This is a genomic window from Flavonifractor sp. An92 (genome assembly GCF_002159175.1).
Classification (GTDB): Bacteria; Bacillota; Clostridia; order Oscillospirales; family Oscillospiraceae; genus Pseudoflavonifractor_A.
On the sequence record NZ_NFGZ01000009.1, the window covers coordinates 13362 to 38604 of the forward strand.

The 25243-nt window shown below is 48.9% G+C and carries 34 protein-coding genes and 2 pseudogenes; 21 read left to right on the plus strand and 15 right to left on the minus strand.

Features of this window, described 5'->3' with window-relative positions; translation table 11 throughout:
• Positions 1-2: 2 nt before the first annotated feature.
• Positions 3-566, minus strand: coding sequence for an alkyl hydroperoxide reductase subunit C (gene ahpC, locus B5G43_RS07970; protein ID WP_087260046.1), 564 nt, complete (start codon positions 564-566; stop codon positions 3-5).
• Positions 567-717: 151 nt separating this feature from the next.
• Complete coding sequence (locus B5G43_RS07975) at positions 718-1095, minus strand: helix-turn-helix domain-containing protein (RefSeq protein WP_087260048.1); 378 nt, start codon at positions 1093-1095, stop codon at positions 718-720.
• 137 nt (positions 1096-1232) lie between these two features.
• Between B5G43_RS07975 and B5G43_RS07980 the strand changes: the two genes are divergently transcribed.
• On the plus strand, positions 1233-1718 hold the full coding sequence (locus B5G43_RS07980; RefSeq protein WP_158097382.1) for an NAD(P)H-dependent oxidoreductase: 486 nt from the start codon (positions 1233-1235) through the stop codon (positions 1716-1718).
• A gap of 333 nt (positions 1719-2051) precedes the next feature.
• On the opposite strand, the gene B5G43_RS07985 is transcribed toward B5G43_RS07980, so the two are convergent.
• From B5G43_RS07985 to zupT, 6 genes are all read right to left on the minus strand, one after another.
• On the minus strand, positions 2052-2915 hold the full coding sequence (locus B5G43_RS07985) for an alpha/beta hydrolase (RefSeq protein WP_087260052.1): 864 nt from the start codon (positions 2913-2915) through the stop codon (positions 2052-2054).
• An 18-nt stretch (positions 2916-2933) separates the two neighbouring features.
• Positions 2934-3818, minus strand: coding sequence for a class I SAM-dependent methyltransferase (locus B5G43_RS07990; RefSeq protein WP_343214413.1), 885 nt, complete (start codon positions 3816-3818; stop codon positions 2934-2936).
• A gap of 136 nt (positions 3819-3954) precedes the next feature.
• Positions 3955-4470: a hypothetical protein gene (locus B5G43_RS07995; protein ID WP_087260054.1), complete on the minus strand. Its 516-nt coding sequence runs from the start codon at positions 4468-4470 to the stop codon at positions 3955-3957.
• Positions 4471-4642: 172 nt separating this feature from the next.
• Positions 4643-4867, minus strand: coding sequence for a peptidase M50 (locus B5G43_RS08000; RefSeq protein ID WP_087260056.1), 225 nt, complete (start codon positions 4865-4867; stop codon positions 4643-4645).
• 63 nt (positions 4868-4930) lie between these two features.
• Positions 4931-5650 (minus strand): L-2-amino-thiazoline-4-carboxylic acid hydrolase, encoded by a 720-nt coding sequence (locus tag B5G43_RS08005; RefSeq protein WP_087260058.1) that lies wholly within the window; start codon positions 5648-5650, stop codon positions 4931-4933.
• Between the two features lie 201 nt (positions 5651-5851).
• A complete protein-coding gene (zupT, locus tag B5G43_RS08010; protein ID WP_087260060.1) occupies positions 5852-6655 on the minus strand; it encodes a zinc transporter ZupT in 804 nt (267 codons plus the stop codon).
• Positions 6656-6825: 170 nt separating this feature from the next.
• Here zupT and B5G43_RS17780 point away from each other — a divergent pair, with 170 nt between their 5' ends.
• The 6 genes and pseudogenes from B5G43_RS17780 to B5G43_RS17500 all read left to right on the plus strand — a co-directional run bounded on the left by B5G43_RS17780 (position 6826) and on the right by B5G43_RS17500 (position 9500).
• Positions 6826-7047, plus strand: a complete 222-nt coding sequence (locus tag B5G43_RS17780; protein ID WP_242960500.1) for a metalloregulator ArsR/SmtB family transcription factor — start codon at positions 6826-6828, stop codon at positions 7045-7047.
• A 159-nt stretch (positions 7048-7206) separates the two neighbouring features.
• Entirely contained in the window at positions 7207-7791 is a 585-nt protein-coding gene (locus tag B5G43_RS08020; protein WP_087260062.1) for a chromate transporter, read from the plus strand.
• Positions 7788-8339 (plus strand): chromate transporter, encoded by a 552-nt coding sequence (locus B5G43_RS08025; protein ID WP_087260064.1) that lies wholly within the window; start codon positions 7788-7790, stop codon positions 8337-8339. Before B5G43_RS08020 ends, B5G43_RS08025 begins: the two co-directional genes overlap by 4 nt.
• A gap of 315 nt (positions 8340-8654) precedes the next feature.
• Positions 8655-8837 (plus strand): annotated as a pseudogene (locus B5G43_RS08030) (helix-turn-helix domain-containing protein); the annotation flags it as partial.
• A gap of 4 nt (positions 8838-8841) precedes the next feature.
• A pseudogene (locus B5G43_RS08035) lies at positions 8842-9327 on the plus strand (DUF4316 domain-containing protein); the annotation flags it as partial.
• On the plus strand, positions 9324-9500 hold the full coding sequence (locus tag B5G43_RS17500; RefSeq protein ID WP_006573022.1) for a hypothetical protein: 177 nt from the start codon (positions 9324-9326) through the stop codon (positions 9498-9500). The pseudogene B5G43_RS08035 and the gene B5G43_RS17500, both read left to right, overlap by 4 nt.
• A 207-nt stretch (positions 9501-9707) precedes the next feature.
• On the opposite strand, the gene B5G43_RS08040 is transcribed toward B5G43_RS17500, so the two are convergent.
• On the minus strand, positions 9708-9938 hold the full coding sequence (locus B5G43_RS08040; RefSeq protein ID WP_071429493.1) for a helix-turn-helix transcriptional regulator: 231 nt from the start codon (positions 9936-9938) through the stop codon (positions 9708-9710).
• Positions 9939-10095: 157 nt separating this feature from the next.
• Here B5G43_RS08040 and B5G43_RS08045 point away from each other — a divergent pair, with 157 nt between their 5' ends.
• Both B5G43_RS08045 and B5G43_RS08050 read left to right on the plus strand, forming a co-directional pair.
• Entirely contained in the window at positions 10096-10548 is a 453-nt protein-coding gene (locus B5G43_RS08045) for a hypothetical protein (RefSeq protein ID WP_164488732.1), read from the plus strand.
• Positions 10549-10880: 332 nt separating this feature from the next.
• Positions 10881-11747 carry a type II CAAX endopeptidase family protein gene (locus B5G43_RS08050; protein WP_016147931.1) on the plus strand — a complete coding sequence of 289 codons (867 nt, stop codon included), beginning with the start codon at positions 10881-10883 and terminating at the stop codon, positions 11745-11747.
• A 114-nt stretch (positions 11748-11861) separates the two neighbouring features.
• Here B5G43_RS08050 and B5G43_RS17060 read toward each other — a convergent pair whose 3' ends face one another.
• The 6 genes from B5G43_RS17060 to B5G43_RS08075 form a co-directional block, all read right to left on the minus strand.
• On the minus strand, positions 11862-12092 hold the full coding sequence (locus tag B5G43_RS17060) for a hypothetical protein (protein ID WP_140397496.1): 231 nt from the start codon (positions 12090-12092) through the stop codon (positions 11862-11864).
• Positions 12093-12178: 86 nt separating this feature from the next.
• Positions 12179-12481, minus strand: coding sequence for a recombinase family protein (locus tag B5G43_RS17785; protein WP_242960501.1), 303 nt, complete (start codon positions 12479-12481; stop codon positions 12179-12181).
• Positions 12471-12842, minus strand: a complete 372-nt coding sequence (locus tag B5G43_RS08060; RefSeq protein WP_087260070.1) for a DUF6050 family protein — start codon at positions 12840-12842, stop codon at positions 12471-12473. The genes B5G43_RS17785 and B5G43_RS08060 overlap by 11 nt, the downstream gene beginning before the upstream one ends.
• A 92-nt stretch (positions 12843-12934) precedes the next feature.
• Positions 12935-14284 (minus strand): relaxase/mobilization nuclease domain-containing protein, encoded by a 1350-nt coding sequence (locus B5G43_RS08065; protein ID WP_087260072.1) that lies wholly within the window; start codon positions 14282-14284, stop codon positions 12935-12937.
• Positions 14245-14574, minus strand: a complete 330-nt coding sequence (gene mobC / locus B5G43_RS08070) for a plasmid mobilization relaxosome protein MobC (protein WP_087260074.1) — start codon at positions 14572-14574, stop codon at positions 14245-14247. Before mobC ends, B5G43_RS08065 begins: the two co-directional genes overlap by 40 nt.
• 261 nt (positions 14575-14835) lie before the next feature.
• Positions 14836-15192 carry a helix-turn-helix transcriptional regulator gene (locus B5G43_RS08075; protein ID WP_087260076.1) on the minus strand — a complete coding sequence of 119 codons (357 nt, stop codon included), beginning with the start codon at positions 15190-15192 and terminating at the stop codon, positions 14836-14838.
• A 210-nt stretch (positions 15193-15402) separates the two neighbouring features.
• On the opposite strand from B5G43_RS08075, the gene B5G43_RS08080 reads away from it, so the two are divergent.
• The 12 genes from B5G43_RS08080 to B5G43_RS08135 all read left to right on the plus strand — a co-directional run bounded on the left by B5G43_RS08080 (position 15403) and on the right by B5G43_RS08135 (position 25162).
• Positions 15403-16068, plus strand: coding sequence for a response regulator transcription factor (locus B5G43_RS08080; protein WP_087260078.1), 666 nt, complete (start codon positions 15403-15405; stop codon positions 16066-16068).
• Entirely contained in the window at positions 16065-17195 is a 1131-nt protein-coding gene (locus tag B5G43_RS08085; protein ID WP_087260081.1) for a HAMP domain-containing sensor histidine kinase, read from the plus strand. Before B5G43_RS08080 ends, B5G43_RS08085 begins: the two co-directional genes overlap by 4 nt.
• Before the next feature lie 133 nt (positions 17196-17328).
• The gene (locus B5G43_RS08090; protein ID WP_087260083.1) at positions 17329-18000 is read left to right on the plus strand and encodes a hypothetical protein; all 672 of its coding nucleotides are present in this window, start codon (positions 17329-17331) and stop codon (positions 17998-18000) included.
• A gap of 276 nt (positions 18001-18276) precedes the next feature.
• Positions 18277-18960, plus strand: coding sequence for a sigma factor-like helix-turn-helix DNA-binding protein (locus B5G43_RS08095; protein ID WP_242960502.1), 684 nt, complete (start codon positions 18277-18279; stop codon positions 18958-18960).
• Positions 18953-19195 carry a helix-turn-helix domain-containing protein gene (locus tag B5G43_RS08100; RefSeq protein WP_087260087.1) on the plus strand — a complete coding sequence of 81 codons (243 nt, stop codon included), beginning with the start codon at positions 18953-18955 and terminating at the stop codon, positions 19193-19195. The genes B5G43_RS08095 and B5G43_RS08100 overlap by 8 nt, the downstream gene beginning before the upstream one ends.
• Before the next feature lie 242 nt (positions 19196-19437).
• Positions 19438-19797 carry a BlaI/MecI/CopY family transcriptional regulator gene (locus B5G43_RS08105; protein ID WP_087260089.1) on the plus strand — a complete coding sequence of 120 codons (360 nt, stop codon included), beginning with the start codon at positions 19438-19440 and terminating at the stop codon, positions 19795-19797.
• Between the two features lie 10 nt (positions 19798-19807).
• Positions 19808-21358 (plus strand): M56 family metallopeptidase, encoded by a 1551-nt coding sequence (locus tag B5G43_RS08110; protein ID WP_087260092.1) that lies wholly within the window; start codon positions 19808-19810, stop codon positions 21356-21358.
• Positions 21359-21363: 5 nt separating this feature from the next.
• Complete coding sequence (locus tag B5G43_RS08115; protein ID WP_087260094.1) at positions 21364-21558, plus strand: cysteine-rich KTR domain-containing protein; 195 nt, start codon at positions 21364-21366, stop codon at positions 21556-21558.
• A 591-nt stretch (positions 21559-22149) separates the two neighbouring features.
• The gene (locus B5G43_RS08120) at positions 22150-22575 is read left to right on the plus strand and encodes a sigma factor-like helix-turn-helix DNA-binding protein (protein ID WP_242960503.1); all 426 of its coding nucleotides are present in this window, start codon (positions 22150-22152) and stop codon (positions 22573-22575) included.
• Positions 22568-22810: a helix-turn-helix domain-containing protein gene (locus B5G43_RS08125; RefSeq protein ID WP_087260098.1), complete on the plus strand. Its 243-nt coding sequence runs from the start codon at positions 22568-22570 to the stop codon at positions 22808-22810. Before B5G43_RS08120 ends, B5G43_RS08125 begins: the two co-directional genes overlap by 8 nt.
• 671 nt (positions 22811-23481) lie before the next feature.
• On the plus strand, positions 23482-23646 hold the full coding sequence (locus B5G43_RS17790; RefSeq protein ID WP_242960504.1) for a hypothetical protein: 165 nt from the start codon (positions 23482-23484) through the stop codon (positions 23644-23646).
• On the plus strand, positions 23627-25162 hold the full coding sequence (locus B5G43_RS08135) for a recombinase family protein (RefSeq protein WP_242960508.1): 1536 nt from the start codon (positions 23627-23629) through the stop codon (positions 25160-25162). The genes B5G43_RS17790 and B5G43_RS08135 overlap by 20 nt, the downstream gene beginning before the upstream one ends.
• Positions 25163-25243 lie beyond the last annotated feature (81 nt).

The following is a 25243-nucleotide window of genomic DNA, read 5'->3' on the forward strand; positions in this document are numbered from 1 at the left end:
GCTTACAGCTGGCCCACCAGATCCAGGCTGGGCTTCAGGGTCTCAGCACCGGGCTGCCACTTGGCGGGGCAAACCTCGTCCCCATGCTCCGCCACAAACTGGCAGGCCTGGACCTTCCGCAGCAGCTCGTCGGCATTGCGGCCCACGTTGCCAGCGTTGACCTCATAGGCCACGATCTTCCCCTCCGGGTTCACGATGAAGCTGCCCCGCTCTGCCAGGCCGTCGGCTTCAATGTAGACCTCAAAATCCTTGGACAGGCAATGGGTGGGATCGGCCAGCATGGGATACTGGATCTTCTGAATGCGCTCCGAGGCGTCGTGCCAGGCCTTGTGGACGAAATGAGTGTCGCAGGAGACGGCGTAGATCTCGCAGTCCACCGCCTGGAACTTCTCGTAGAGGTTGGCCAGATCCTCCAGCTCCGTGGGACAGACGAAGGTGAAGTCAGCGGGATAGAAGAAAAACACGCTCCACTTACCCCGCACATCCGCCTTGCTGACAGCGCGGAAGGCGTTGTTCTGGTAGCACTGAACGGTAAAATCGGCAATTTCTTTCTGAATCAGGGACATAGGATAGTACCTCCATTCAATATTTTGGTGGTTAGCCATCGCTAACCACAGGACAATTATACATTCCACCGGGTTATCCGTCAAGAAGAACCTCAAGGAAGCCGTTCCTCTCTGCCTCTCTATTTACATCCAAGAAGCATTGACCGGACGATCAAAAGTCTTCTCCATCCCGAAAAAGACAGTTTATACAGTGGGAGCGATATTCCTGGTGTCGGCTAATGTATTGGTTTCCCCACTCGCTGAACTGCTCTAGTAAATCAAGAAGGGTTTTGCCATTGTTCGTCAGCTGATACTCCACGCGCACCGGAACTTCGCTGTACTGCCGTCGACTAACAATTCCGTATTCCTCAAGATGCTTGAGGGATTGGGACAGCATCACATTGGTGATACCCGGAACACCCCTCTTAATCTGATTATAGCGTAGCGGCTTTCCATCTTTTAATAGGCAAATAATACTCAAACGCCATTTTCCACCCACCACATCCATGGCCAGGCGCAATGGACAAATCTCAGACTGCTCTGTGTTCATGTGCTGGACCTCCTCAGGTAAGAAAAAGTATACCATGTACAAAAAAACTGCGTTATTGATAAAGTGCTTGAGAGCTGTATAATAAAAAAGGTACATAAATTATACCAGATATTTAGAACTTATCAAGGATGTTTCTCATGCGACTGGCTATTGTATACGATACTAAGACCGGAAACACCGCCAAGATGGCAGAATATCTCATCGAAGGCTTTACTGCTGTGGACGGCGCGGAAGCAAAGGCCTTCCCCATTACCGCAGTGGATGAGGAGTATGTGAAAGCAAGCGATGCCCTCATCGTCGGCACACCGACCTATAACGGCTACCTGACCGCTCGGATGAAGGCCTGGCTGGAGAGCACGCCTGCCAAGTTGAATGTTGCGGGCAAGCTGGGCGGTGCCTACGCTACCGCCGCCTTTATTCATGGCGGTGGAGATCTGGCTATTCAGTGCATCCTCACGCATCTTCTGGTGGACGGCATGATGGTGTACTCCAGCGGACAGGCTAAGGGAATGCCCGTCATCCATCTGGGGCCGGTGGCTATCGCTCCGGATCTAGATGCTTTTGCAGACCTGTTCCGCATCTATGGCAAGCGTATGGCCGAGCAGGTTGCGTGCATCGTCTAAAGCGCCAGTTATAGGGAAAGGCATTTCTTTGCAGGAGGAGCCATTTGTGATCTCCGGATTCTTTCATGACCAAAGATACTGAATACTATAAAATTTCCCTAGTAGACGGATGGGGCGTTTAAGCACTTTTTGCTCGATTAAAAGCGAAATCAGGAGCGTCATCGTTGGATCAAAATATCCGACGATGACGCTCCTATTGTCAGTCTGAGGAATTAAATTGTCCCATAAGCCATTTATTTTCGTATCACAAGGATATCTTGGGTTCCGGAAGAGAGCTGCTCGGTGCAGCTCTCAGTTTTGTTGAATTCTGCCGCCCATTTATAATCTTCTTCCCTATGTGCGCTCAGAAATATATTCGGTGATGCATCTTATATGTTCCTCCAATCGAAACAGCAGGGCAAGGTGTCCTCCGGTCAGATTGGTAACGACAGTGGGGTTTGGCATCACCGCAATCAGGGCGTCCTTGCAGTCCTGTGTGAATGTGGTATCGTCTTCGGACAACATCAGTAAAACCCTGTTGTCCCATGGGACGAAGGTCTCATTCGTCATTCCCAAATGGTTTTGTGCGTCGATCAGCAGGTCTATCATGTGGCGTTCATATTCTTTTGTCAGAAGTTCCATCATGATATCGCATAATTCTTCCATAACTGCTTTTTCCGTCGGGGTCAATTCACCTTTTTTATGATCCATAACGACCCGTTTGATGGATTGTTTGACCGTGGAAAGGGGCAGGATTGAGAGCAGTTTTTTGAATTTCTCCTGGCTTTTGATCATGTTCATCAGATGGGCATGGGCAGAAGGACTCATGTCTTGGGAAAGAGAACAGGTGTTGGAAAGAACCAGACCTGCCACTACCTCCGGATGACGGGCAGCAATAATCTGCGCCACAACGCCTCCAAGAGATTGTCCCACAAGCCAGACTTTCTCTCCGAGGTGATGCAGAAGTTCAGCCACTGCCTGCGCAAGAGCCTTGTTGTCAGCAAAGCAGATGGGATAGTCGAAGGTAAGGACAGAAAACTCCTTGGCCAGGCGATCAAAATGAAAATAAAACAGATCGGACAAACCCAGTCCTCCTGTCAGCAAAGCAATGGTCACCTTTGCCTGTGGGTTCTTGTAGTAGCGGTAGGGAAAGGATTTTCCGCTGGGCAACAACAGTGTGTCTGTCGGGTATATTTGGCGAAATTCCGCTATATTCATGGTTGATTCCCCCACTTTTTACAATTTGAGCTGTATCATCTTCACCATACACCAACGATCCGAAACCGCCATGCTGACCTTTGTGAAAAATTGCAGACCGTCTTTGCGGATATGGCAATAGTACGGTTCCTGGACAAGAACTTCGGCCCCACCGCCGATTTTCCCGGCCAGTTCCGCCGCTAAATCCACATAGAAAAACATCCGGGCATCGGCGTGACCTACCTGCTTCATGTACCTCTTCCGCATCATGGACATACCACTTTTGCTCACAGCATCAAAGACAAGTTGGATCTTTCCGAATTGCTGCAGCATTTGGAACAGCCCCACAATCTTAGACTCCTCAAAATAGTGGAACAGCCCGCCAGCAGTAACCAGGATAGGAGCATCCGGCACATCGGCGCGGATCCGCCTGATCCAGTCCTCGGAAAAGGCATCCCCAGCAAGGTAGGTTTCCCGCTCCGGCTCCGGCAGCAGCTCCCTCCGGTATTCCACCACACGGGGCAGATCCACGGCGTACCAGCGAGTGTGACCGTTGTCGCAGCGATAATAAGTCGTTTCCAAACCGCATCCAAGCTGGACAATGATACCATCCGGCCTGCGCTCCAGAAATGCCCGGATGAACCGGTCCATATTGGCCGAGCGAACAGCGGAGGCCAGCAGGGTATACTGACTCTGGTCATTCGACTTCAGCAGATCGGACGGCAGATTCTCCTTCAGCTCCAGCGCCTTTTGATCGTATAAGATCCGCTGGCAATGCTCGCTGGCATAGATTCTGCCCAGCATGGGGACGAACAGTGTGTCTTCCACGACGCCTAACTTAGACATAACAACATCCCTCCTGTTTTCCAGCATCATCATTACCGCCCGGGTGTGGAAGCCAAAGGCTTCTTCCAGAGTATCCATGAGTCGGACATCCTGATAGCCCATGTCCCGCAGCTTTTGGGCAAGGGCATCCCCATCATCTTGACTACCAGTCTGACGACTTGAAAACAAATACTTATGCGGCACATCTTCTTTTCTTACAGTTCACCAAAACAGTTCACCAAAACATATCGATGAGCAGCCCCAGCCCTGCTTGGGCCGCCGCCATGATAGGACACATTAAAAACGGCCACTGGAGCAGGTGCTCCGGCAGAGCGTAGTCTTTCATCCATGCTTTGAACACATAACCGGGGTGTCCCTCCGTTCCAGGGATGATAAACCGGCTTTTCGCCTTCCTCTGAATCAGCCAGAAATCCAGAAAAAACAGGTCACAGAAATCGACCATCATCCACTGGATGTAGGCCGTCAGAACCAGAACCCAGAATCCGGTTGTCCCGCCATCCAAAGCGCTGATCGCACCATAAAGAAGGAGGGGCAGTAGCTCTCCAAAGCAGATCCAAAGCCAGTAAAAGCGGTTTTCTGCCCTGGTGGGCGGCTCTTTCGCCGCCTTGATGATGGCGGGTGGATAGCAGGGGAACATCAGCCTGGGGCGATACAGCGCCACCAGCCCGGCGAACAGGTTAAAGTAGGCCGCCATAGCGAGCCCGTCTAAAAAAGTGCGCGTCCAGTTCATATACATCCCCCATTACTATCATTTGCTCGCATTCCACGCGGGAAAACTCAGCTAGGTATCGAGATGCACGGCAGCTCTGGAACCATAACCCTCACCAGGAGAACCGTCAGGGTCATGCCGATCGGCTCTGCTTTTTTAACATATAGCTCAATTTTTGATATGTAGAAATCTGTTAATCTGTTTTATTTTCCGTCAGGAGAATACATAATCCCCAGCCCAAAAGGAGAAAAAACAGAATCGCAGGAATCAGCAGCCCGTTTTCTAAAATACTCGTGATCATCCTTCCTGGTGGTGTTACCCACGCACTTGACGGATTTTGCATTGCAGTCAATATCATTCCTGTAATTCCAACGGTACCACTCAATGTCAAAAATCCACCCTTCATCAGTCTTTTCATAATGATTTTGCCTCCTTCATGTTTTTCTTTGAAGCGAGTGGCATCTCGTTTACGGTGCCACCATTACTTCAGCGGATCCGATTCATCCAGAATATGAGGCGGCCACACACCGGGAATGGGTACACCCCGCTTCATCTTGAAGTCGCATAGTCCATCCCCGGTCGCACAGGTCTTTTCTCGGTACAGGGCAACACCAAAAGCCCGGAACATCACATAGTCCAGGTTACACATATAGGGCAAATACTCCATGTATCCTCGTTCTTTGCAGAATTCGTAAATCGGGCAAACCTGATTGTGGTAGATAACGGGATACTCGACAGTGGGCGTCATGGTCTGTGTCACAAAGCTGCCCGGATTTTTTGCGGCGTTTTCCGCATTCTTTCTGTCTTTTCGCCGCAACACTTTGTTGATAAGATCAGGGCAGCAATTGAATAGTCCGCCGACTAACCGGCGCAGCAGCTTGGGAACTGTCTCAAAATACCGCTCATAGAGCGTGGTGACCAATCGTCCCCAGTCGCGGGTGGAAAGACCGTACTGCTTGCCAACCACCCCGATAGAAACAAAGAACATACAACCGGTCAGATTTCTGGTGCCACTGCTGCTGTCCCCGCCAATAAAGGGGAGATGCTCCAGCATCTCTTGCTCGTACTCATTCCAGATTTCAGAGAAAACCTGGGGATAGGGCTTCCCGAAGATCTCCTCGATCTCCGTTCTGATAAGCTTCAGATATCCATCCATTTCCCGCCTGAGTTTGCTCTTATTTTTTTGATAATACGGATGCATGACGTCCCTCCTTGCCGCCGGGTATCAAAGTTCCGTTCTTCTCATAGTTCTTTTTGATTAGCAATCGCTAACCACATATTCACTATACTCCATTTCAGGCCTGAAATCAATTTCCGTGGTGGAATTATTCTTGAAATAAGCAAATAAGGAGAGGACCAGCACGCCGTCCTCTCCTTATTGAGAATATTTACAATTTGGGGCTTACAAAAAGAGCAGCAGGCTGATCGCCATGACCACCATGCCGGAGATCAGGCCGTAGATGGACAGATGGTGCTCTCCGTATTCCCGGGCTGCCGGGAGCAGTTCGTCAAAGGAGATGAACACCATAATGCCGGCTACTCCAGCGAACAACAATCCGAACACCGTGTCGCTCATGATCGGGCGCAGCACCAGCCACCCCAGCAGAGCCCCCAGAGGTTCCGCCAGACCCGAAAGGAAGGAGTAGCAGAACGCTCTGCGCCGGGATCCTGTTGCCTGGTAGATGGGCACAGACACCGCGATACCTTCCGGGATATTGTGGATGGCAATGGCTACAACAATTGGGATGGCCACACTTGGCTCTTGTAGTGCAGACACAAAAGTGGCCAGTCCCTCGGGAAAATTATGGATGGCGATGGCCAGTGCCGTAAAGACACCCATGCGCATCAAACGCCCCGGCTGAGGGGCACCCTTCTCCGTCTCCTCCATGAGCTTTACTTCGTGGGGATTCTCCGAAGAGGGAATCAGCTTATCAATGACAGCAATCACCAGCATGCCGCCAAAAAACGCCGCAACTGTCGCCCAACTGCCGGGGCGGGTCCCCATTTCGGCGATCAACGCATCTTGTGCTTTGAAAAATATCTCGATCATGGAGACATAGATCATGACACCCGCGGAAAAGCCCAGGGAAACCGACAAAAATTTTCGGTTGGTGTGCCGACAGAGAAACGCGATGCAGCTGCCGATCCCGGTGCTGAGCCCAGCCAGCAGTGTCAGAAAAAAAGCAAGCAAAACAGTATAGTCCAAAGTAAACCTCCTTGTTTGTTTTTGGTTAGCCATGACTAACCACGCTGATTCTATCACTCTCCTCATGGTATGTCAACGGCAAGCTCTACGTTCCAATAAAAGATTGACATTTGTAAAAAGCAGGATATGATTAAGTGTACGCTTAATCATATCCTGCTTGAGGTGAAGAAGTGAAGTCTGTCACAGTATGGAAGGCATTGTCGGATGAAACCCGCAGAGCTATTTTGAAATTGCTGTTAAGCCGTAGTTATTGTGTCCGCGCATTGGCAAGACGGTTGGATCTTTCAGAAGCAGCCATTTCTCAACATTTGAAAATTTTACGGGATGCAGAGCTGGTTATCGGAGAAAAAACGGCTATTTCATGCACTACAGCGTCAATCGTCAGCTTCTGAAAGACACGGCAAAAGAACTGGAGAGCTGGGCAGCCATTCCATGTGATACCTGCTGCCCCGAACACGGTGCCTGTATGATGAAAGAGGCGGAGCACTGCCATCTTGCCGACAGGACCAGCACAGGCCGAACGGATACATGAAAGACATGAGGAGGCTGCTATGAAAGGACACCGTTATACCGATCTCTTTTTGACCTTTTGCAAAATCGGGCTTTTTACCTTTGGCGGAGGATATGCCATGATCTCCATGATGGAGCATTACTGTGTCGACCAAAAGAAGTGGATTTCCCAAGATGAAATGATGGACGTTACTGTGATCGCAGAATCTACGCCGGGGCCGATCGCCATCAACTGCGCGACCTTCGTGGGGTACCGGCAGGCTGGATTTCCCGGCGCAGTCGCCGCTACCTTTGCCATCGTTTTTCCTTCCTTTGTAATCCTCTATCTTCTCTCCCTTTTTCTGGATGGTTTTTTAATGTATCCTGTGGTAGCCAACGCATTTCGGGGCATAAAAATCGCCGTAGGACTGCTGATATTGGAGGCAGCCATACGCATCATCCAAAAGATGCCTGCCAAAAGATTGCCCAAGGGCATCCTGATATGCTCCGCTCTGATGATGCTGTGCATCAGCTTTTTCTCCTTGAACATTTCCTCCATCACTTTGATGTTGGTAGCCGCAGCACTTAGTTTAACATTGTATTTTGTCCATAACACCATGAAAACAAAGAAGGAGAGCAAGCAATGATCTATTGGCAGCTTTTTATCGGCTTTTTACAGGTGGGATGTTTTGCCTTTGGAGGCGCCTATGGTGCGATCCCTCTAATCCGGGATGTGGTTCTGGCCAACGGTTGGTTGACAGAAGAAAAGCTGACTTATATGATTGCCGTCAGTGAAAGTACGCCCGGACCGATCATGGTCAATCTGGCTACCTATGTGGGAAGCAGTCAGGCCGGGCTGCTTGGCGCCATGATCTCCACACTGGCGGTGGTTCTGCCCTCGTTCTTTGTGATCCTGCTGATCATGGTGTTGCTGAAAAACGTACTTCAGCAGCCTTGGATGCAGGCGGTCCTGCGCGGCGTAAAGCCATGTATGGCCGGCATTATACTCGTTACCGGCATTTACATGGTATGCAGCCATTGCGTATCCTTCGGCGAGCATCTGGAACTCGATATGCACTCTTTCCTAATCACGCTGCTCCTTGCCTTTGCTATGTTAGGGAGCGGTTTCCTGTTCCGGAAAAAGCTCTCCCCCATCCCCCGCCTCCTAATGAGAAAACATGAGATAGTCCAGTAAAATCAATGTTTTCAGAGGCAAGGAACACGATGTGAAGACAAAAATTTTAATACTGGCAGGATAAAGGGTGCTGATGTGAAATATCAGCACCCTTTTCCTGTCCCAAACGCCATAGGAAATCCTATGGCGTTTTTTACTTTCCATCAAGTACACGGAAACTGTATTGAAAGGGGTGAGAAATCGAAGGTATTTCTTCATGTAGGGAATGCAAATCAAGTGTCCATAGGTTTTCCCACATGGAAAAGCAAATGGGCACAGAATTGAATTTTTTCCGAAAAAGAACACTTTTCCAGACCGCCGGAGGGAGGTGAGATTATGGCGGTATTTCGCATTGAGAAAACCCGCGACTACACGGTGATGGCAAACCATCATCTGCGGAACACGGCACTGTCGCTGAAAGCGAAGGGGCTGCTGTCCCTCATGCTATCCTTGCCGGAGGATTGGGACTACACCACCAAAGGCCTTGCCCGGATATGCCTGGATGGAGTGGACAGCATTTGACGATCCGGTGGGGCTGGTGCTGAACGACGAGGGCAAGCTCATCGGTCTGGACCTGAACCGTTCCCTCTGGGACGAGCATGGGGAGATTTACGACATTGTGGCAGGCACCTTCCTGGTGGTGGGCCTCGGCGAGGAGTCCTTCACCTCTCTGCCCCCGGAACTGGCACAAAAGTACATGGAGCACTTCAAGCAGCCGGAGCAGTTCATCAACCTGAACGGCCAGATCGTCGCCTTGCCGGTGGAGCCGGAGAACCCTCTCCGTACCGCTGAAATGACCCTGGAGGACGACTATGGGATGATTGACGGGATCATCAACAACGGCCGCCGTGGGGAGGAACTGGAGAAAGCCCAGGATGAGGCGCGCAGGACCACACCGGAGAAAAAGCCCTCTATCCGGGAACGGCTGGAGGACGCAAAACGGGAGTGCGGCGAGCGCAAGCCCCCGGACAAGGCTCATCAGAAAAAGCCCCCGGAGCATGACTTATGAGCCGAAGCAAAAAATGGCGTCTGGAATGGGCGTTCTTCCTGGGCGAGAACGGCAGACGCAAGTATAACAAGCTCTGCAAGGGCTGCGTCCATCCCTGCAAGCAGAGTTTCCGGGCGGTGGTGGTGTCCTGCCCGCACTATCTTTCCCTCCGTTCCAAAAAGTGCGGGAATTAGGGTTCAAAATAGGCGAAGAAACCGCCTGTAGTGGCTTTTCCGTGTAAGGGCAGTATGATTTCCTATGTGGAGCGGCAGGGCGTTTCTGCATAGGAAAAACGCCGGATTTTCACCTTTTATCAAGCAAAATGGGAGCGTCAACATCGGATGCAGTTATCCGATGTTGGCGCTCCCATTCTTTTTTTGTTCTGGCTGCGTCGCAGTCGATTAGTCATCCTCTAACAGCTTGGAGGGCGAGATTTTCAGCACTTGGGCGATCTTGAACAGTGTTTCAAGAGATACGCCACGGATCGTACCCGTCCCTTCTACCTGACCAACGAAGTTGACACTTTTCCCGATCCTCTCCGCAAGGACCTCCTGTGTCAGCCCCGCCTTTTTCCTGTAATATGCGATCTTCAAGCCCAGAGTGATATAGCGTTCTGGAAACTCCGTCTGCATAATATCACCTCCTGATATTATGCTACCAACAAAGCAGGTAAATTATAATTGAAACAAATTAGAGGATTATTTACTTTAAGTCAATATATGCATATAATGAGAAGTAGATCATTTACTTTGTTGGAGAGGCTGGCTTGAAAATGGCGAAGATAAAACCGTGAACATATTTACCGTTAGTTTTTTTGGACACCGGATCATCCCGGAGTTTCGTGAGGCGGAGGATCGTGTGGAGGCGCTGGTTCATGCGCTGCTTTTGGAAAAGGAGTATGTGGAGTTCCTGGTCGGACGGGACGGAGATTTTGACCAGATCGTTTCCTCCACTGTCAAACGCCAGCAGCGGCTTGTTCGGGATGACAACAGTTCCTTGATTTGGATACTGCCATATCCCACGGCGGAGCTGCGCAACAATATGGAAAACTTTGAAGCCTATTATGATGAAATCGAAATATGCGGCAACGCGGCCAGCAGCCACCCGAAAGGTGCTTTCCAAATTCGCAATCGGCAGATGGTGAAGCGAAGCAATCTCGTTGTATTCTATGTGGATCATACAGGCGGTGGAGCTTATCAGACCATACGGAGTATCATTAAAGGATCTGAAAAGGTCTGCTGATGATACTCCGCATTTTTTTATTTCCAAGTTTATTATAGAGATCTGTGCGGGGGCGTAGCTTAATGCTACGCCTTTTCTCGTTTCCAAAAGAATGTCCCGCTCGGGGATTTTCCGGCAATCCGGTACCTCAAAGGATCCAATGCAGTTTTGGTGATTCTGTTCTCCTTGACCGCAGGATAAACCTCGATGTACTGAATGAGCTCGGCAGCCGTGCGTTTGGTGATGGAGCTATTTTAAAAAAAGCTTAAAATTTGTTAAAGCTGCCCGCAAATCGACGGGAATATGCTATAATTAGGCCAAATTTTGCGGCCAAGGCCGCATGGGAGGTTGTTATGAACAAAAAGATTCCCCCGCTACACAGCTTGACATGGCTGTGGTGCAGCTTATTCGCATACAGCGTGCTGTTTGGGTTACTGCAAAAACTTTTGTCTTCTGTTCCCGGCTTGCCGGAGGGTATCGTGCTGCTCCTTAGCTGCGCGGTGGCATCGGCGATCCCCCTGCTCTGGTCCTCACTAGTGAGCGGCGAAGCCCCTCACTTCTCTTCCCAGAAGGCCTCTTTGGGCACGCTGGTTTTTCTCATAAGTGTGGCGCTGAGTGGAAATCTTGCCGTCATGGTACTTACTCCGGTTCTAGAGCGGGTGTGGAACCTGGTTGGCTTCACCGCCCAAGCGGCGGCAGTGGGAGAAGAAATCGCCACACCGCTGCTGGCAATATATATTTGTATAGTCGGTCCTGTCCTTGAGGAACTGATCTACCGAGGAGTGGTGCTGCGCCGCTTGCTGCCAGGGGGTGCGCGGCAGGCCATTTTACTGTCGGCCCTGTGCTTCGGGCTGATGCACCACGATCTCTATCAGGGGTTGTCCGCCTTCTGGTGCGGATTGATTTTCGGCTATGCGGCCCTGCACTACGGATTGGGGACGTCCATCGGACTGCACATCGCCGGAAACAGCATTGCTGTGGCGCTGCCGCTACTGCGCCAGGCGGGCACTCCTGGTGCCCTGGCTACCTTGGCTCTGGTGTTTGTCTCGGTGGTGATCGCAGTGACAGGAGGGATCCGCCTGCTGCTGAAAAGACGGGGACGGAAGCGCGAGAGAAGTCAGGCCGGCGGGAGTAGCGGCGTGTGGAGCAATCCCGCCCTGTGGATGCTGCTGGCCTTTGACACGGTTTATCTCGTTGTGGCCTCATTTACTCACCGCTGAAGTAGTATTTGGATAAAAGCCTTGCTTACAAGCCGTTGATATTACTGGATTTTCACAGATTCTTGAATGCCACTTGGACCATGCGCTATGCGCAGAAAGAAAAAAAGAATATACTTAATCTTGCTGAAGAAGGATACGGAGATAAAGAATGAGCGCCATCATCATTTCGGTGATGGCGCTCATTTTCAGCAGCAGTAGTAGGCGCTGTGGGAATGTGTGTAAACGGTCAAAGGGGCGGAGCTGTGGGAAACAGTGTTTGCGGGCTGTGGGAAAGCTGACAGCTTTTCCATCGGGACGTAAATATTTGTTTTCCATCGGTGGAGCGGCCGTTTTCCACATTTCCATAGTGGATCATTCGCAAATGGATTTTATAAAATTGTCCATCTCTTCAAAATCCCTCTCGGTGATTTCGGTGTTGTCATTTGCGGAAATTATTCTGATCCCCATACGCAGGAGCTTTTTTGTATATTCCATAGCGGACCATAAATCCCGCCCCAAACGGTCAAGAGCGGATACGACCAAAATATCATAAGCCCGTTCCTCGCCTTTTGAATGAGCTCCTGAAGGCTGGGGCGGTTTATGGTTGTTCCGCTTTCAAAAACTTTGCTTTCACCAACAGAAACAAGCCCATGTTTGGAGATATACTGATTGATCCAAAGTTCCTGTGTCCGTATTCCGCAGTCATCTCCATCATATCCTGCCTGGCGACAGTATTTCCACGCTCTATTCTTCATAGTACACGCTCCTTTGCATGGGGACTTTCCTTGCACAGTCCCATAGGCGATAGATGGTCAAGGGAATATACCAGGCAGCCACCAGCAGTCGCCAGACCAGGACGAAACCGCCGATCACTCCGCCAATAATAAAGTTCAGCAGAAACAACGGAAGGGCGGTTCCCAAAGAGCCGCCCGGCACGATCCAGGCAAACATCCGTGGGATGCCAAAAGGCAGGCCGCAAAGGATGAACAGCCATACATAGTCGGTGACTCCATCTTTTGTGCAGGCGGATTTGAAAATGCAGTACAGCAAAGCCGCCACCGCCACGGGCAACACGCTCTTCTTGAAAAACTCTTTGATTACTTCGGATTTCGTCACAGTCAGCACCTCCATTCCTGGTTCCATTATATCAGCCGGATAACCATGCGCCCAGGGGTTTTGCAAAGACTGTAAAAAGCGCCCAATCCCCGTTACTCCAAGTCGTTGCTCCGCTGCCGCTGCTGTTCCTGTTCCTCCGGCCTTTCCAGCAGGGCGTCCACATTCTGGCGGAGGGTGTCATACTCCTTTTCCTCCCGCCGTATCTTCCGAAGGTCCGTTTGCAGGGCGGTCTTGCGGGCGGAGAGTCCGTCCAATTCTGCTTTCAGCTTTTCGGAGGAAGGAAGTTTGGCGAGCCCGGCCTTTTTGATTTCCCTGGCTGCCGCCTCGAATAAGATAATCTCGCTCTCAAAGCCGCGCAGGAATTTTTCCTTGTCTTTTGATGCCTTGTATCGGTCATAGACAGGTTTCAGCTTGCGATAAGTGTTAAGCTGCTTTCCCAGGAGGGCAAGGTCGGCGATCCGCTGTTCCGTATCCCGCAGGCTTTCCCTGGTACGGATGGAGGCGGCGGCAACGGCGTCGCACCGTTCTACCAATTCCTCATAGCTGCCGATGCCGTGTTCGGTGAGAAAGTTCATAGTGGCGGCCGCACGTTTCAGATTCTCGATGGTCGCCCACCGCTGGTATCCGGCGCTCTGCTGGGCCTTGATATTGTTCTGAATGTCAATGAGCAGGCTGACCTTCCCGCTGCGCTGCTGGGGCTGTCTGGAGGGGCGGAGGCCTCCGGCAATGCGGGAGACAACGGCTTCTTCCGTGTAATCGGCGCCCAGGGTTTTGAGCCGGGTGAACCTCTCCTGGTCCGGCGCCCTGGCGGAGATATACTTTCCTCGCTTGATCTCGTACCCTTCCCGCTGTAACCGGGCAAGCAAATCTTCCAGGCTGGAGGATACGGGGATCAGCCGGTCGATGGCGGCTTTCAGCTTTGCCTTGTAGCTGGTGCCGTTCTGTGCGGCCTGATGCTCAATGTAGCTCTTACCCTTATCCCGGCCAGGGACGATGACGGACAAGCCGTGTTCTTTGCACAGCCGGTCGCTGGCCCGGCGTATCTCGTGATAGCTGCGCTTGTTGGAATGGTAGTGCTTGTGGTCGGTGAAGCTGACCGCATTGAAAATCAGGTGATTATGGACGTGATCCTTGTCAATGTGAGTGGTGAGGACAAATTCATATTTGCCGCCCAGGACCTCCCGTGCCAGTTCCATGCCGATCCGGTGGGCTTCCTCTGGCGTGACCTCCCCAGGTTCAAAGGCTTGGATCAGGTGACGGCCCAGGTGTGTGCCCTTGTCGATGGAATGGCGGCGTGTCCATTCAAATTCAATGTCGGCGGTCTCGGCGGCGCAGCCGAAGGAGGACACCAACAGCTTCCCGTCCGTCTTGTCAGGATTGCAGATATAGTCAATCGCAGCTTTCAGAGTTGACTTAATAGGATGCGTCTTTGTAACTGCCATATCTGATCCAGCCTTTCCCGGATTTCCTCCATGTCGGCCTGATAGGTGGGGTCTCCAGCGTTGACCCGCTTGGCAATCTGATTGATGTTCCGGCCAATGGCGGACAGAAGTTTGTTCATCTCCTTAATGTCCCTGGTGTCCACCTGGATGATATATCCGTCAATCGCCATCTTCCGCAGGTAGGCGCCGATCCGCTTTGTCTGGAGCTGGGCCATCTTCTGTTCCATCAGTTCCTTTTCCTCGGCGGTCACATAGAACTTCACCTGGATATTTCGTTTTCGGTTTGCCATCGTGGTATCTCGCCTCTTTTCGTATCAGGGTTTGGGATGTTCCCAACAAGCATTTTTCGGGTTTAGGGGGAGGGTTCCCTAAAGCCAAAAATCGCAAGCGGGTACTCGCTTGCTGTGCTTGCTATCGTTTCTCCCCAACTGTTTTCCCCTCTACTAATACTACAATTTCCAACACCCAAAATGGCAAACGGCAATGGAAATTCTGCAAAGAAAAACACCGTAACCACCATAGGTTACGGCGTTCAACCATTCATCAGAAAATCAATCTTTTTCGCTTTCAACTTCCACCACTTCTTTTGCGGTAGCTGCCACAATTCGGAGCCCGGCATCGCTCATATTGTCCAAAAGCGTGTCAAGCTGGCGGCGCTGTGTGGATTTTTCGGTCTCATTGTCCGGGAAGAAAAACTGATCCACCGAAATGTTGTAACGGGCAACAAGCTCATAGAAGATTTGGAGGCTTGGATGCTGCCCTTTATTCTCGATATTGGCAAGATAGCGGGGAGAGATATACATCTTGTCACTTACTTTCTTGCGGCTTTCTTTTCGCCCTTTCCGGGCCTCTTTGATGGCTGCCCCAAACGCCTTAAAGTCATATTTTGGTACAGGTCTTTTTGCCATATAAATTCACTCAATTACATTTTACAATTCACCTTTCTTCTTGGATATGTCTATACAATTCCTTTGATTGACTCAAATAATTCCTATGCGCTATAATACATTAAGAACTTTTCTGCGCTCTTAATGTAGAGTCACTTTGCAAAGGGAAAAGATATTTAATTTCATATACACTCCATAAGTTAATGGTAGACTATATAAGGAGGTGTTTTCATGGCAACAATAATGATTGTGGAAGATGATCGACAAACAAATGACGCGGTTTCTGAATATCTAAAATCGTTTGGACACCGAATGCTTTCGGCCTATGACGGTGATGAAGCATTACAACTTTTTGAGCGCAGTAAAATCGATCTGCTTATTCTGGATATTATGCTCCCTAAAAAGACGGGACTTGCTGTGTTGCATACGATTAGACAAAAAAGCTCTGTGCCAATCCTCATGCTCACCGCAATCGGTGATGAATATACTCAAGTTACAAGTTTCGATGAACAGGCTGATGACTACATTACAAAACCTTTTTCAATGGTTCTTCTTGGGCGGCGAGTTACTGCCCTCCTACGGCGGAGCGGGCAAACGGTTTCACCTGATATTATGACTTTTGGGGATGTAACAGTTGATTTTTCTGGATACACAGCTAAAGGCCCCGAGGGGAAAATTGACATTACCCCAAAAGAAATTGATTTGCTAAAGCTCCTGGTTGAACACAAAGGTTTAGTGCTTACCCGCTCTCAAATGCTGGATAGTCTATGGGGGGACGATTACCCTATTATTGATCGTACCATTGATACATACATTAAGAACTTACGCAAAAAACTTCGCCTTGATTGTATTGTTACGGTGAAAGGGATCGGGTATAAATTTGAGGTAGAAACATGAAAAAGTTAAAGCTCTTTCCCAAAATATTTATTTATACCTTGGCGCTATTATTGCTCATAACAATGCTTGCCAGCGGAACGATTTATCTTTTCGCCCCGATGATGGGAGAAAATTCAGTCTTATCAGAGGGAACTTATATCGATGGGATGTCATCAGCAATTAAGACTGCTGCCATTCCAAGAAATACAGAAATAGCCCACACAATATTGCGCTCATTACCCCATACCGTAGCAATTTGTATTGTGGTTTCACTTTTATGTGCCTACTTTTTCTCAAAAGCAATAACAAATCCCATCAAGGGTATTTTAGATGCAACTAATCACATGGCTGTTTTGGATCGCAAAGCAGCGTGTAAGACTGCAACCAATGACGAGATTGGAATATTAGCAAATCAAATCAACCAACTATATCAAAATTTATTGAGCACGATTGAACATCTGCAAGAGGAAAAAGATAAGGTTAGTGAAGCTGAAAAGCAAAAAATCGACTTCCTACGTTCGGCATCCCATGAGCTCAAAACTCCGGTTACAGCATTGAATGCCATGTTGGAAAATATGATCTTAAAAGTTGGTAAATACAGCGATTATGAAGAATATCTGCCATTGTGCAAAGAACGAACGGAACGACTCAGTAAAATGATTTCAGAGGTATTGGACGCATCCAAACTTGGCACAACGGCGGCGGAGGAACCACAAGCATTAGCCGTAGACTGCTATTTATCAGAGTTGTGCAAACAATATCGCTTGATTGCTCAGGCAAATGGAATTTCCTTTCAAGAGGATTTCCCTGAAACCTTTACAATTACCTTGCCCCCAAAAACATTTGCAAGATCATTTTCCAATATTCTCTCCAATGCTGTTGCTTACACTTTGCCTGGACATTCTATTTTTGTTTATACTGATGGTCGTAAGCTGATAGTCGAAAATGAATGTGAGCCAATTTCGGCAGAGCATCTAAAACATATATTTGAACCATTTTATCGCCCCGATTATGCCCGTAACCAGAATGATGGCGGTAATGGCCTTGGGCTATACATAGTGGCCTCCATTTTAGATTCTCTGAAACTTACTTACTCATTAGAACCCATGCAAAAACCATTGGGAATGCGCTTTATCATCACTTTTTGATGATTCCGAGATCCCCCTTGCTATGCAGAAATAAAAAGATACTCCATATTGGTTTCATATACGCTCCATGCACGGATGGTAGATTATCGTTGCACAGTAGGGTATGTGTAATAATCACTATGGAGGTCATATTATGAAAAAAACGTTTACAGCCATCTCACTTGCCTTGTTTAGCTGCTTGACCTTGGCCGCGTGTACTGCAAACGCCACTTCCACACAAGAGATACCGAGTAATTCGGGAGAGGATCAAGCTGCTCCTATGAACACCAGTACCCAAGTTTCATCTGACGTGATAGCAGATGAAAACTGCTTGCCAGGAGGCCCATCCGATACCCAACTGGAGTATTGGGAGATTGATGAATTTGAAGATTGGATGGAGCAACAGCGAGACCAAATTCAAAAGCTGGCGGACAATAAGGATAAATCCTTCTATTACAAAGATGACAACGGCAGCTATGTGTGTCGCGAATGGACACAGGAAGATGTAGATAGTCTGTATGAAAGCTGGAAGGATCAGCTTGCACTTATGAAAGAGGGGTATCACTTTACTAAATCTATGGAATTGTCCAACGGTGGTGTCATTTCTGGCGCATTTGACCCTGAAACATGGAACGCTGAACCAGCGTCTGCCCTCGGATCGACAGTCATTACTTTACCTGACGGTTCGACAGTTGATTTGGGCCACTTTGATACCGCCGACGCTGCTACAAAAGCTGTGCAGGAATACTTGGAGCAGCAAGTCTCATCGGGAAATATATCACAGGAAGAAGCGGACAATTTGCTCAACAATGGTTCCGTTGAATAATAAGTTTCTCACTTTGGCCGGTTCTCTCAACGAGAACCGGCCATTTCATATACACTCCATATTGGCTTTATCTTGCTTCCACTTTGCGGCGGTAGGTTTGATTTGAGATCAAATCTGCCGCCATATTAACAGACGGCATGGCGGTATGTTGGAGGTTTTACCATGCTGTTTGTTGTATACAATAATCCTCCCGGTGTTTACTGGTTAAAAAAGGCTTTGCATATCAAGCTCATATTTTACCCATAAATATGAACTAATAAATCATATAAATATATCTTGCTGTTCCTTAACGCCTGTCCACAACTTGTGGACGGGCGTTTTTTGCTGTTTTTTCTGCTTCTCCGTCGGCTGCCGTTCTCCACCTTTTCGCTTCGATCCGGTCATCAAACGCACGAAGCGAAAGGAGCAGTCATGGAGAAGAATATTTTTTCTGATAAATGTGGTTTAGAGCTGCAAAAAACACCCTTTAGTGAACAAGTCATAGGCGAAAGGGAACAAAAAGATCTGCCTCCTGGCATGAAGGGAGGTGAGGAATTGAGACACGGCCGCCACTATGAGCACAAACAGCACACCTTTGACAGCTATTGCAAGAAGGTGTTGAAGTGCGAAGCGTATAACGGCTATCAAGAGATCAGCCGCCGCCAGAAGCGTGAAACACCGTTCTGCGAGTTGTCAGAGGAAGAATTTGCCCAGCTTGCGGTCTATGACCGCTATCCCTGGGAATACACCGCTTTCCCCGTGGGAGGCGGTGTCATTCTAATCGAGGATGACCGGCTGGCCGAGGCGTTGAACGCGCTGCCTCCGGATAATCGGGACATCTTCCTGATGTACTGGTTCTTGGGAATGGCAGACCGTGAGATCGCTGAACATCTGCTCATGGTTCGCCGGACGGTCAATGCCCGCAGGCAAAGTGCCTATCGGCTGCTGAAGGAGCTGATGGGAGGTGAAGCGGATGACTAAATCTGCAAATATGCGGGTGGCGCTGCTCCCTTACCCCGTTATTGCCGCTGCGGTGGGAGGAAATCCCGACGCGATAGCAAGGGTAATCCGGCACTATTCCAGTTACATAGCCGCATTATCTATGAGGACAAGCTATGATGCAAATGGCTTTCCCCGCTTCCAGGTGGATGAAGATTTACGCAAGCGGCTGGAAATGAAGCTCATCGTTTCTATTCTGGGATTTGATCTGAACTGATTTTGAACAAGCTATATAATCCATTTTCCATATACCTTGCCAAAGAAAGCCTTGTGGAACTTCTATTTCTTTGGAGCTTTCAGTTTTTTTGGCTACGGTCTTGGTGTTGATAAGTTCTTTATTGTTGCGAAGTTTAGTAGTGATATAAGCAAGACCGCAGTAGTATTGACAAAGACATAAGACTGTGGTATTATGCTGTTGTGACGATAATACTGCGGTCTTATGAAGGGAAGGTAGCCGCCTTGGAAATTAAATTGTTTGATTCCGAACTAAAGGTAATGGATGTTCTTTGGAAGGAGGGGGATACACCCGCCAGGGAAATAGCCCGGGTACTGACAGATGAATTGGGCTGGAATGTCAACACGACATATACGCTTATCAAGCGTTGCATGAAAAAGGGGGCGATTGCGCGTTCCGAGCCGGGCTTTATGTGCCATGCCTTGGTTTCCAAGTCCGCTGTTCAAGAAGCCGAAACTGATGAATTGATCAACAAAATCTACGACGGTTCTGCTGACAAACTGTTCGCTGCGTTGCTTGGGAGAAAAAAACTGTCTGAGGAACAAATCGAAAAGCTGAAACAAATTGTTGGCGATCTGGAATGAGGTGGTGATAATGAACCTGCTCCAAATGAGTTTTACGGGTGCTGTAATGATTTTGGCTGTTACGGTCATTCGTGCTCTTGCAATTAACAAAGTCCCGAAAAAGACATTTCTGGTACTTTGGGGGATCGCGCTGGTGCGGCTAATGATACCGTTCTCTTTGCCCTCATGGTTTAGCATCTACTCTCTCTGGAACAGAGAAATGCCCACAGAGGGAATGAATACGGCGGCGGGTACGTTAATACCTGTAATACCGGCGGGATATCAGGCTGCCACGCCGCACAATACTGTCGGCCCTATGGCGAATGTCTCAGCACCGGAAATCATCTGGATTCTTGGATGTGTTCTCTGTGCTTTCTTCTTTGTGGCAGCCTACTGGAAATCGTATAAGGAGTTCCAAATGTCCCTGCCTGTCAGAAATGATGGGATTGAGAAGTGGCTGGAAACTCATCCAACGAGACGAACTATTACCGTGCGCCAATCCAGTTTGGTATCTTCTCCATTGACCTACGGCGTGATTCATCCCGTCATTTTACTGCCGAAAACCACAGTCTGGAATAACGAAGAGACGCTGCATTATGTTTTGACACATGAGCTTGTGCATATCAAGCGATTTGACATTATAACAAAAGTTGTGCTGGCGGTTGCTCTTTGTATCCATTGGTTTAATCCTCTGGTATGGGTTATGTATGTTCTGGCAAATAGAGATATTGAGCTTTCCTGTGACGAGACCGTGATTCGCCAGTTCGGAGAAAATACAAGAGCAGCTTACGCCAAAGTCCTGATCAGCATGGAGGAAACAAGGAGTGGTTTCACCCCTCTTTGTAATAATTTCAGCAGAAATGCGATTGAAGAAAGGATAACAGCAATTATGAAAACACGAAAAACAACAGTTGTATCTCTGGTCCTTGCAGCGGTGATCGTTGCGGGAACGACAACGGTCTTTGCGACCTCCGCTCTCGCCGAGAGTAAAGACTCCATGAACACAAACTATTATGATGCAGAAACCTCCGGAGGTTTATTGATCTCCTATACCGATGACAACGGAGATATGTACTATGTTTTTGAGGACGAAAATACAACATGGACGATGAGCGCGGAAGAATTCGAACGGCAGCACCCTTCCCCGGTCATCGAGTGGTGGACCTACGACGAATACAAAAACTGGCTGGATAACGAGAGAGAATCGCTCCAGGAGATGATCGGTGAAAAGAGCTGGACCGCTAGTCAGGGCGAGTTTGTTTGGACACAGGAAATGGTCGATGAAACGATTGCCGAATATGAAAAGATGCTCCAGGACATCAAGGACGGTATGATGTATTCCAGAACTGTTGATGGCGAAACAGATATTATGGTGGGGTATGATCCGAAATACATTTCGAGCAGCTTTGGCTATGAACTTTTTGTGACGTTGGAGAATGGTGAAGAAAAACTTTTTGGGCCTTATGAAACGCACAGCGAATTACATGCGGCAGTAGAGTCTTTCTGCAATGATCAGGTCAAGTTGGGAAATATGAATCAGAGCGAGGCCCGTGAGATCGTTAGCCAGTGCGTACAGAACTAAATTGCATGAGTGCATGTAAAATGGAATGGTTGCTCTGTCCGATTTGCAAAAATAAAACCAGAATCAGGCTGCGCTCTGATACAGTACTAGAATATTTCCCGCTCTATTGCCCCAAATGCAAGCAAGAAACTCTGATATATGTAAAACAATTCAATACGAAAGTTATCAAAGAGCCAGACGCACAGACGCAGAGCCGATAACCCGTTAGCCATTAGGCACGGATTATCGGCTCTTTTCTTTTGATAGCAGATTGTGCCGGCGCTCATTTGCACCATACAACAAGACCGTTGAAATCGGCCTTGCGGCACAGACGGCGGTTTTGAAATAGCAAATTCAAGCCGCCGTTTTCTTTTGGAAAAAAGAGAACACGGGGGGTGTGTTAAAGTCGCCCTTTTCTAAGGATACGGCGGGGGCCGGGAGGTATCGCTGTGTCCTTTTTTATTCTCCAACCACCTAACCTGTCAAAAAAAGCCTTCATCCATCGCCGGGATGCTGCGACCATAAAGATGAACATACAATTCATGTAAATACTATTTATAATTCTCTAACGCCTGTCCGCAACTTGCGGGCGGGCGTTTTTTGCCACTTTTTTTGTTTCCCTATTGGTTGCCGTTCTCCACCCTTCACTTCAATCCGGCTATCAACCGCGCGAAGTGAAAGGAGCAAGTATGGAGAACAAAATTTTTTCTGATAAATATCGTTTAGGGCTGCCAAAAGCCCCCATTGGTGAACGAGTAGTGGGCGAAAGGGGAAGAAATGACCTCCCTCCTGGGACGAAAGGAGGTGAGATTATGACACCTGAACGCCACTACGAGCATAAGCAGCATACCTTTGACAGCTATTGCAAAAAGGTTCTGAAATGCGAAGCCTGGAATGGCTATCGAGAGATTAGCCGCAGACAGAAGCGGGAAGTTCCTTTCAGCGAACTGCCGGAGGAGTCGATGGAGCAGCTTGCGGCGTGGGACCGGTATCCCTGGGAATACACACCTTTCCCGGTAGGAAATGATGTGATTCTGATTGAAGATGACCGGCTGGCCGATGCGCTGAACGCTCTGCCGCCAAATGACAGGGACATCTTCCTAATGTTCTGGTTTTTGGAAATGGCGGACCGCGAGATCAGCGAGATCATGCACATGGCCCGTCGAACGGTCAACACCCACAAGCGGAAGGCCTATCGGCTGCTGATTGAGCTGATGGGAGGTGAAGCGGATGATTAAACCCGTGAACACGCGGTCAGCCCTGCTTCCATATCCGGTTATTGCTGCCGCTGTCAATGGTGATCCCGATGCGGTAAACCAGGTGGTACGGCATTACTCCGGTTACATAGCTACATTGTCCACACGGACAAGCTATGATGCACAGGGCGTTTATCGTACCCAAGTGGACGAGGACCTGCGCCACCGGCTGGAAACGAAATTGATCGTCGCAATCCTGAAATTTGAGCTGAATTAACATTTTGGCTCGCCGCCATGTGTTCCCCTTTCCGCATGGTGCCACCTTGAAAAAGAAAGCCCGGCGGGAGACCACCGGTGCAGCATAGGGCAGACGGATACGATCTGTCTGTGTGGAGCCGGTCAGCCGGTGCGCCATGACCCTGTTGCAAGTCCGCAGGACGGGACCCCTACCAAACAGGTGAGCGACAAAACCAGGCCGCGAAACAGGTGTGGCAGCCTGTGGGCGAGGATACACAGACAGGATAATGAGACTCCCGCGTTGAACGCCCTCAAAGCATTGCGCGGCGCACCCATCAGTATGGGCCGGGGTGAGATTCCCGTGGAGCTGCGGCCAGCAGCCATCCGTTTTTTGCCTCTTTTATGGTTTTAATGTAATGGCATGAAAGGGGCTTTATCATGCAGACATGCAGAAAAATCAATCTGAAAATAAATATGCCCCGCCTATGCGGAGCAAAAAGAAAATCAGCAACACGACCTTTATCATCAATTCCTTTTTCCCTCAAACGGGAAGTCAGACGATAGCCTCCAAACTGGAGAACCTGATAAAAGCCGATGTTCAGAAACAAACTGTGACTTGAAAACCTCCTAACAGGCAGACAGGGAAAAGAAAGCGCGGTATAATGAAGTTGGACTTCAATATCGTGTTTGACTGCCAGATAGGAGGTATTTATGTATTACCAGTCAAACACCGCTGCCGCGCTTCAATTCCCTTACACGGCTATGAACTCCGAAAAACTTACGGCTTTTTATTGTCGCTTATCCCGTGACGATGAATTGCAGGGTGACAGCAATAGCATTGTAAACCAGAAAAATCCTGGAAAAGTATGCCCGTGAGCATGGATACAGCAATTTCAAATTCTATGTTGATGATGGCATCTCAGGTACGACCTTCAACCGCCCAGGCTTTCAGCAGATGATTGCAGACATTGAGGCTGGCCTTGTCAAGAGGGTCATCATCAAGGATATGTCACGTTTCGGACGTGATTATCTGCAAGTCGGCATGTATACGGAGATCATGTTTCCCGAACATGATATTCACTTTATTGCGGTAAATGATGGTGTAGACAGCACTCAGGGCGACAACGAGTTTACGCCCTTCCGCAATATCATCAATGAATGGTACGCCAAAGACACCAGCAAAAAAATCCGTGCCGTTATGAAAGTGAAAGGCAATGCGGGGGAGCATTTGGCTACCATGCCTCCGTATGGATACATGAAATCGTCTGATGATAAAAAGCAATGGGTGAAGGATGAAGAAGCAGCCCAGGTGGTTTATGAAATCGGTCTTTATATCATGGACGGATTGGGACCCTCGCAGATCGCAAGAAAGCTGACGGAAAGAAAAATCCTTACTCCGGCTGCTTACTATGAGAGTAAAGGCAGGACGACCAATGTCACAAAGAAAGGTTCTCCTTATGCCTGGGATTCTTCTACGATTGCCGACATCATGGACCGCTGGCGTGAATACCTGGGGCACACGGTTAATTTCAAAACCCGCAAAAAATCCTACAAGAGTAAAAAGACCCTTCTCAATCCAGAAACGGAGTGGAAGATTTTTGAGAATACTCATGAAGCCATCTGGACGGAGGCGATTGCCGATGCAGCAAGGCTTGCAAGGCAGACGCGGCGCCGACCCACAAAGATGGGAGAAATGGGGATGTTCTCCGGCATGATGTTCTGCGCCGACTGCGGCTCCATCATGTATCAATGCAGGGCAACCAATTTCCGGCGCGATCAGGAATATTACCTGTGTTCGGGCTATCGGAAAAGCCGTGATGTATACGGGCAGACACATTCCATTCGAACTGTTATCCTGGAGGAATTGGTTCTGCAAAATCTGCGTGAGATCGTTTCCTTTGCATCACAGCGCAAAGACGATTTTGTAAAGATGGTTATGGATGCGGATTTGCGCCAACGTAACCGAGGTTTGGCAAAGCGGAAGAAAACACTGGCTGATGCTGAAAAGCGGATTGCCGAACTGGACACCATTTTTAAGCGGCTCTATGAAGATACCATTTCGGGAAAACTTTCTGACGAGCGTTTTCAAAAGCTCTCCACTGACTATGAGAAAGAGCAGCATCAGCTTCAAGATGTAGTGATTACCCTCCGGGATGAAATCGAGGCAGAGGAACGCAAAAGCGCCAATGTGGAAAGGTTTCTCTCCGTTGTAGAACGGTATACGGAAATTCCCGAATTGACCCCATGTATCTTGCATGAGTTTGTCGAGAAGATTGTTGTCCATGCTGCCAGCGATCCGAAGGGAAAGAACCGCACCCAGGAAATTGACATCTACTATAAGGGCATTGGAGCCCTGGAAGTATCCAAAGTCACTTCATCAAGGCAAGAATGAGAAAAACGGCATAGCCGAAGCTATACCGTTCTCTCTTGCCCCACGATGTTTTCTTATCGGGAGGCACCTTCGGGCTCATTG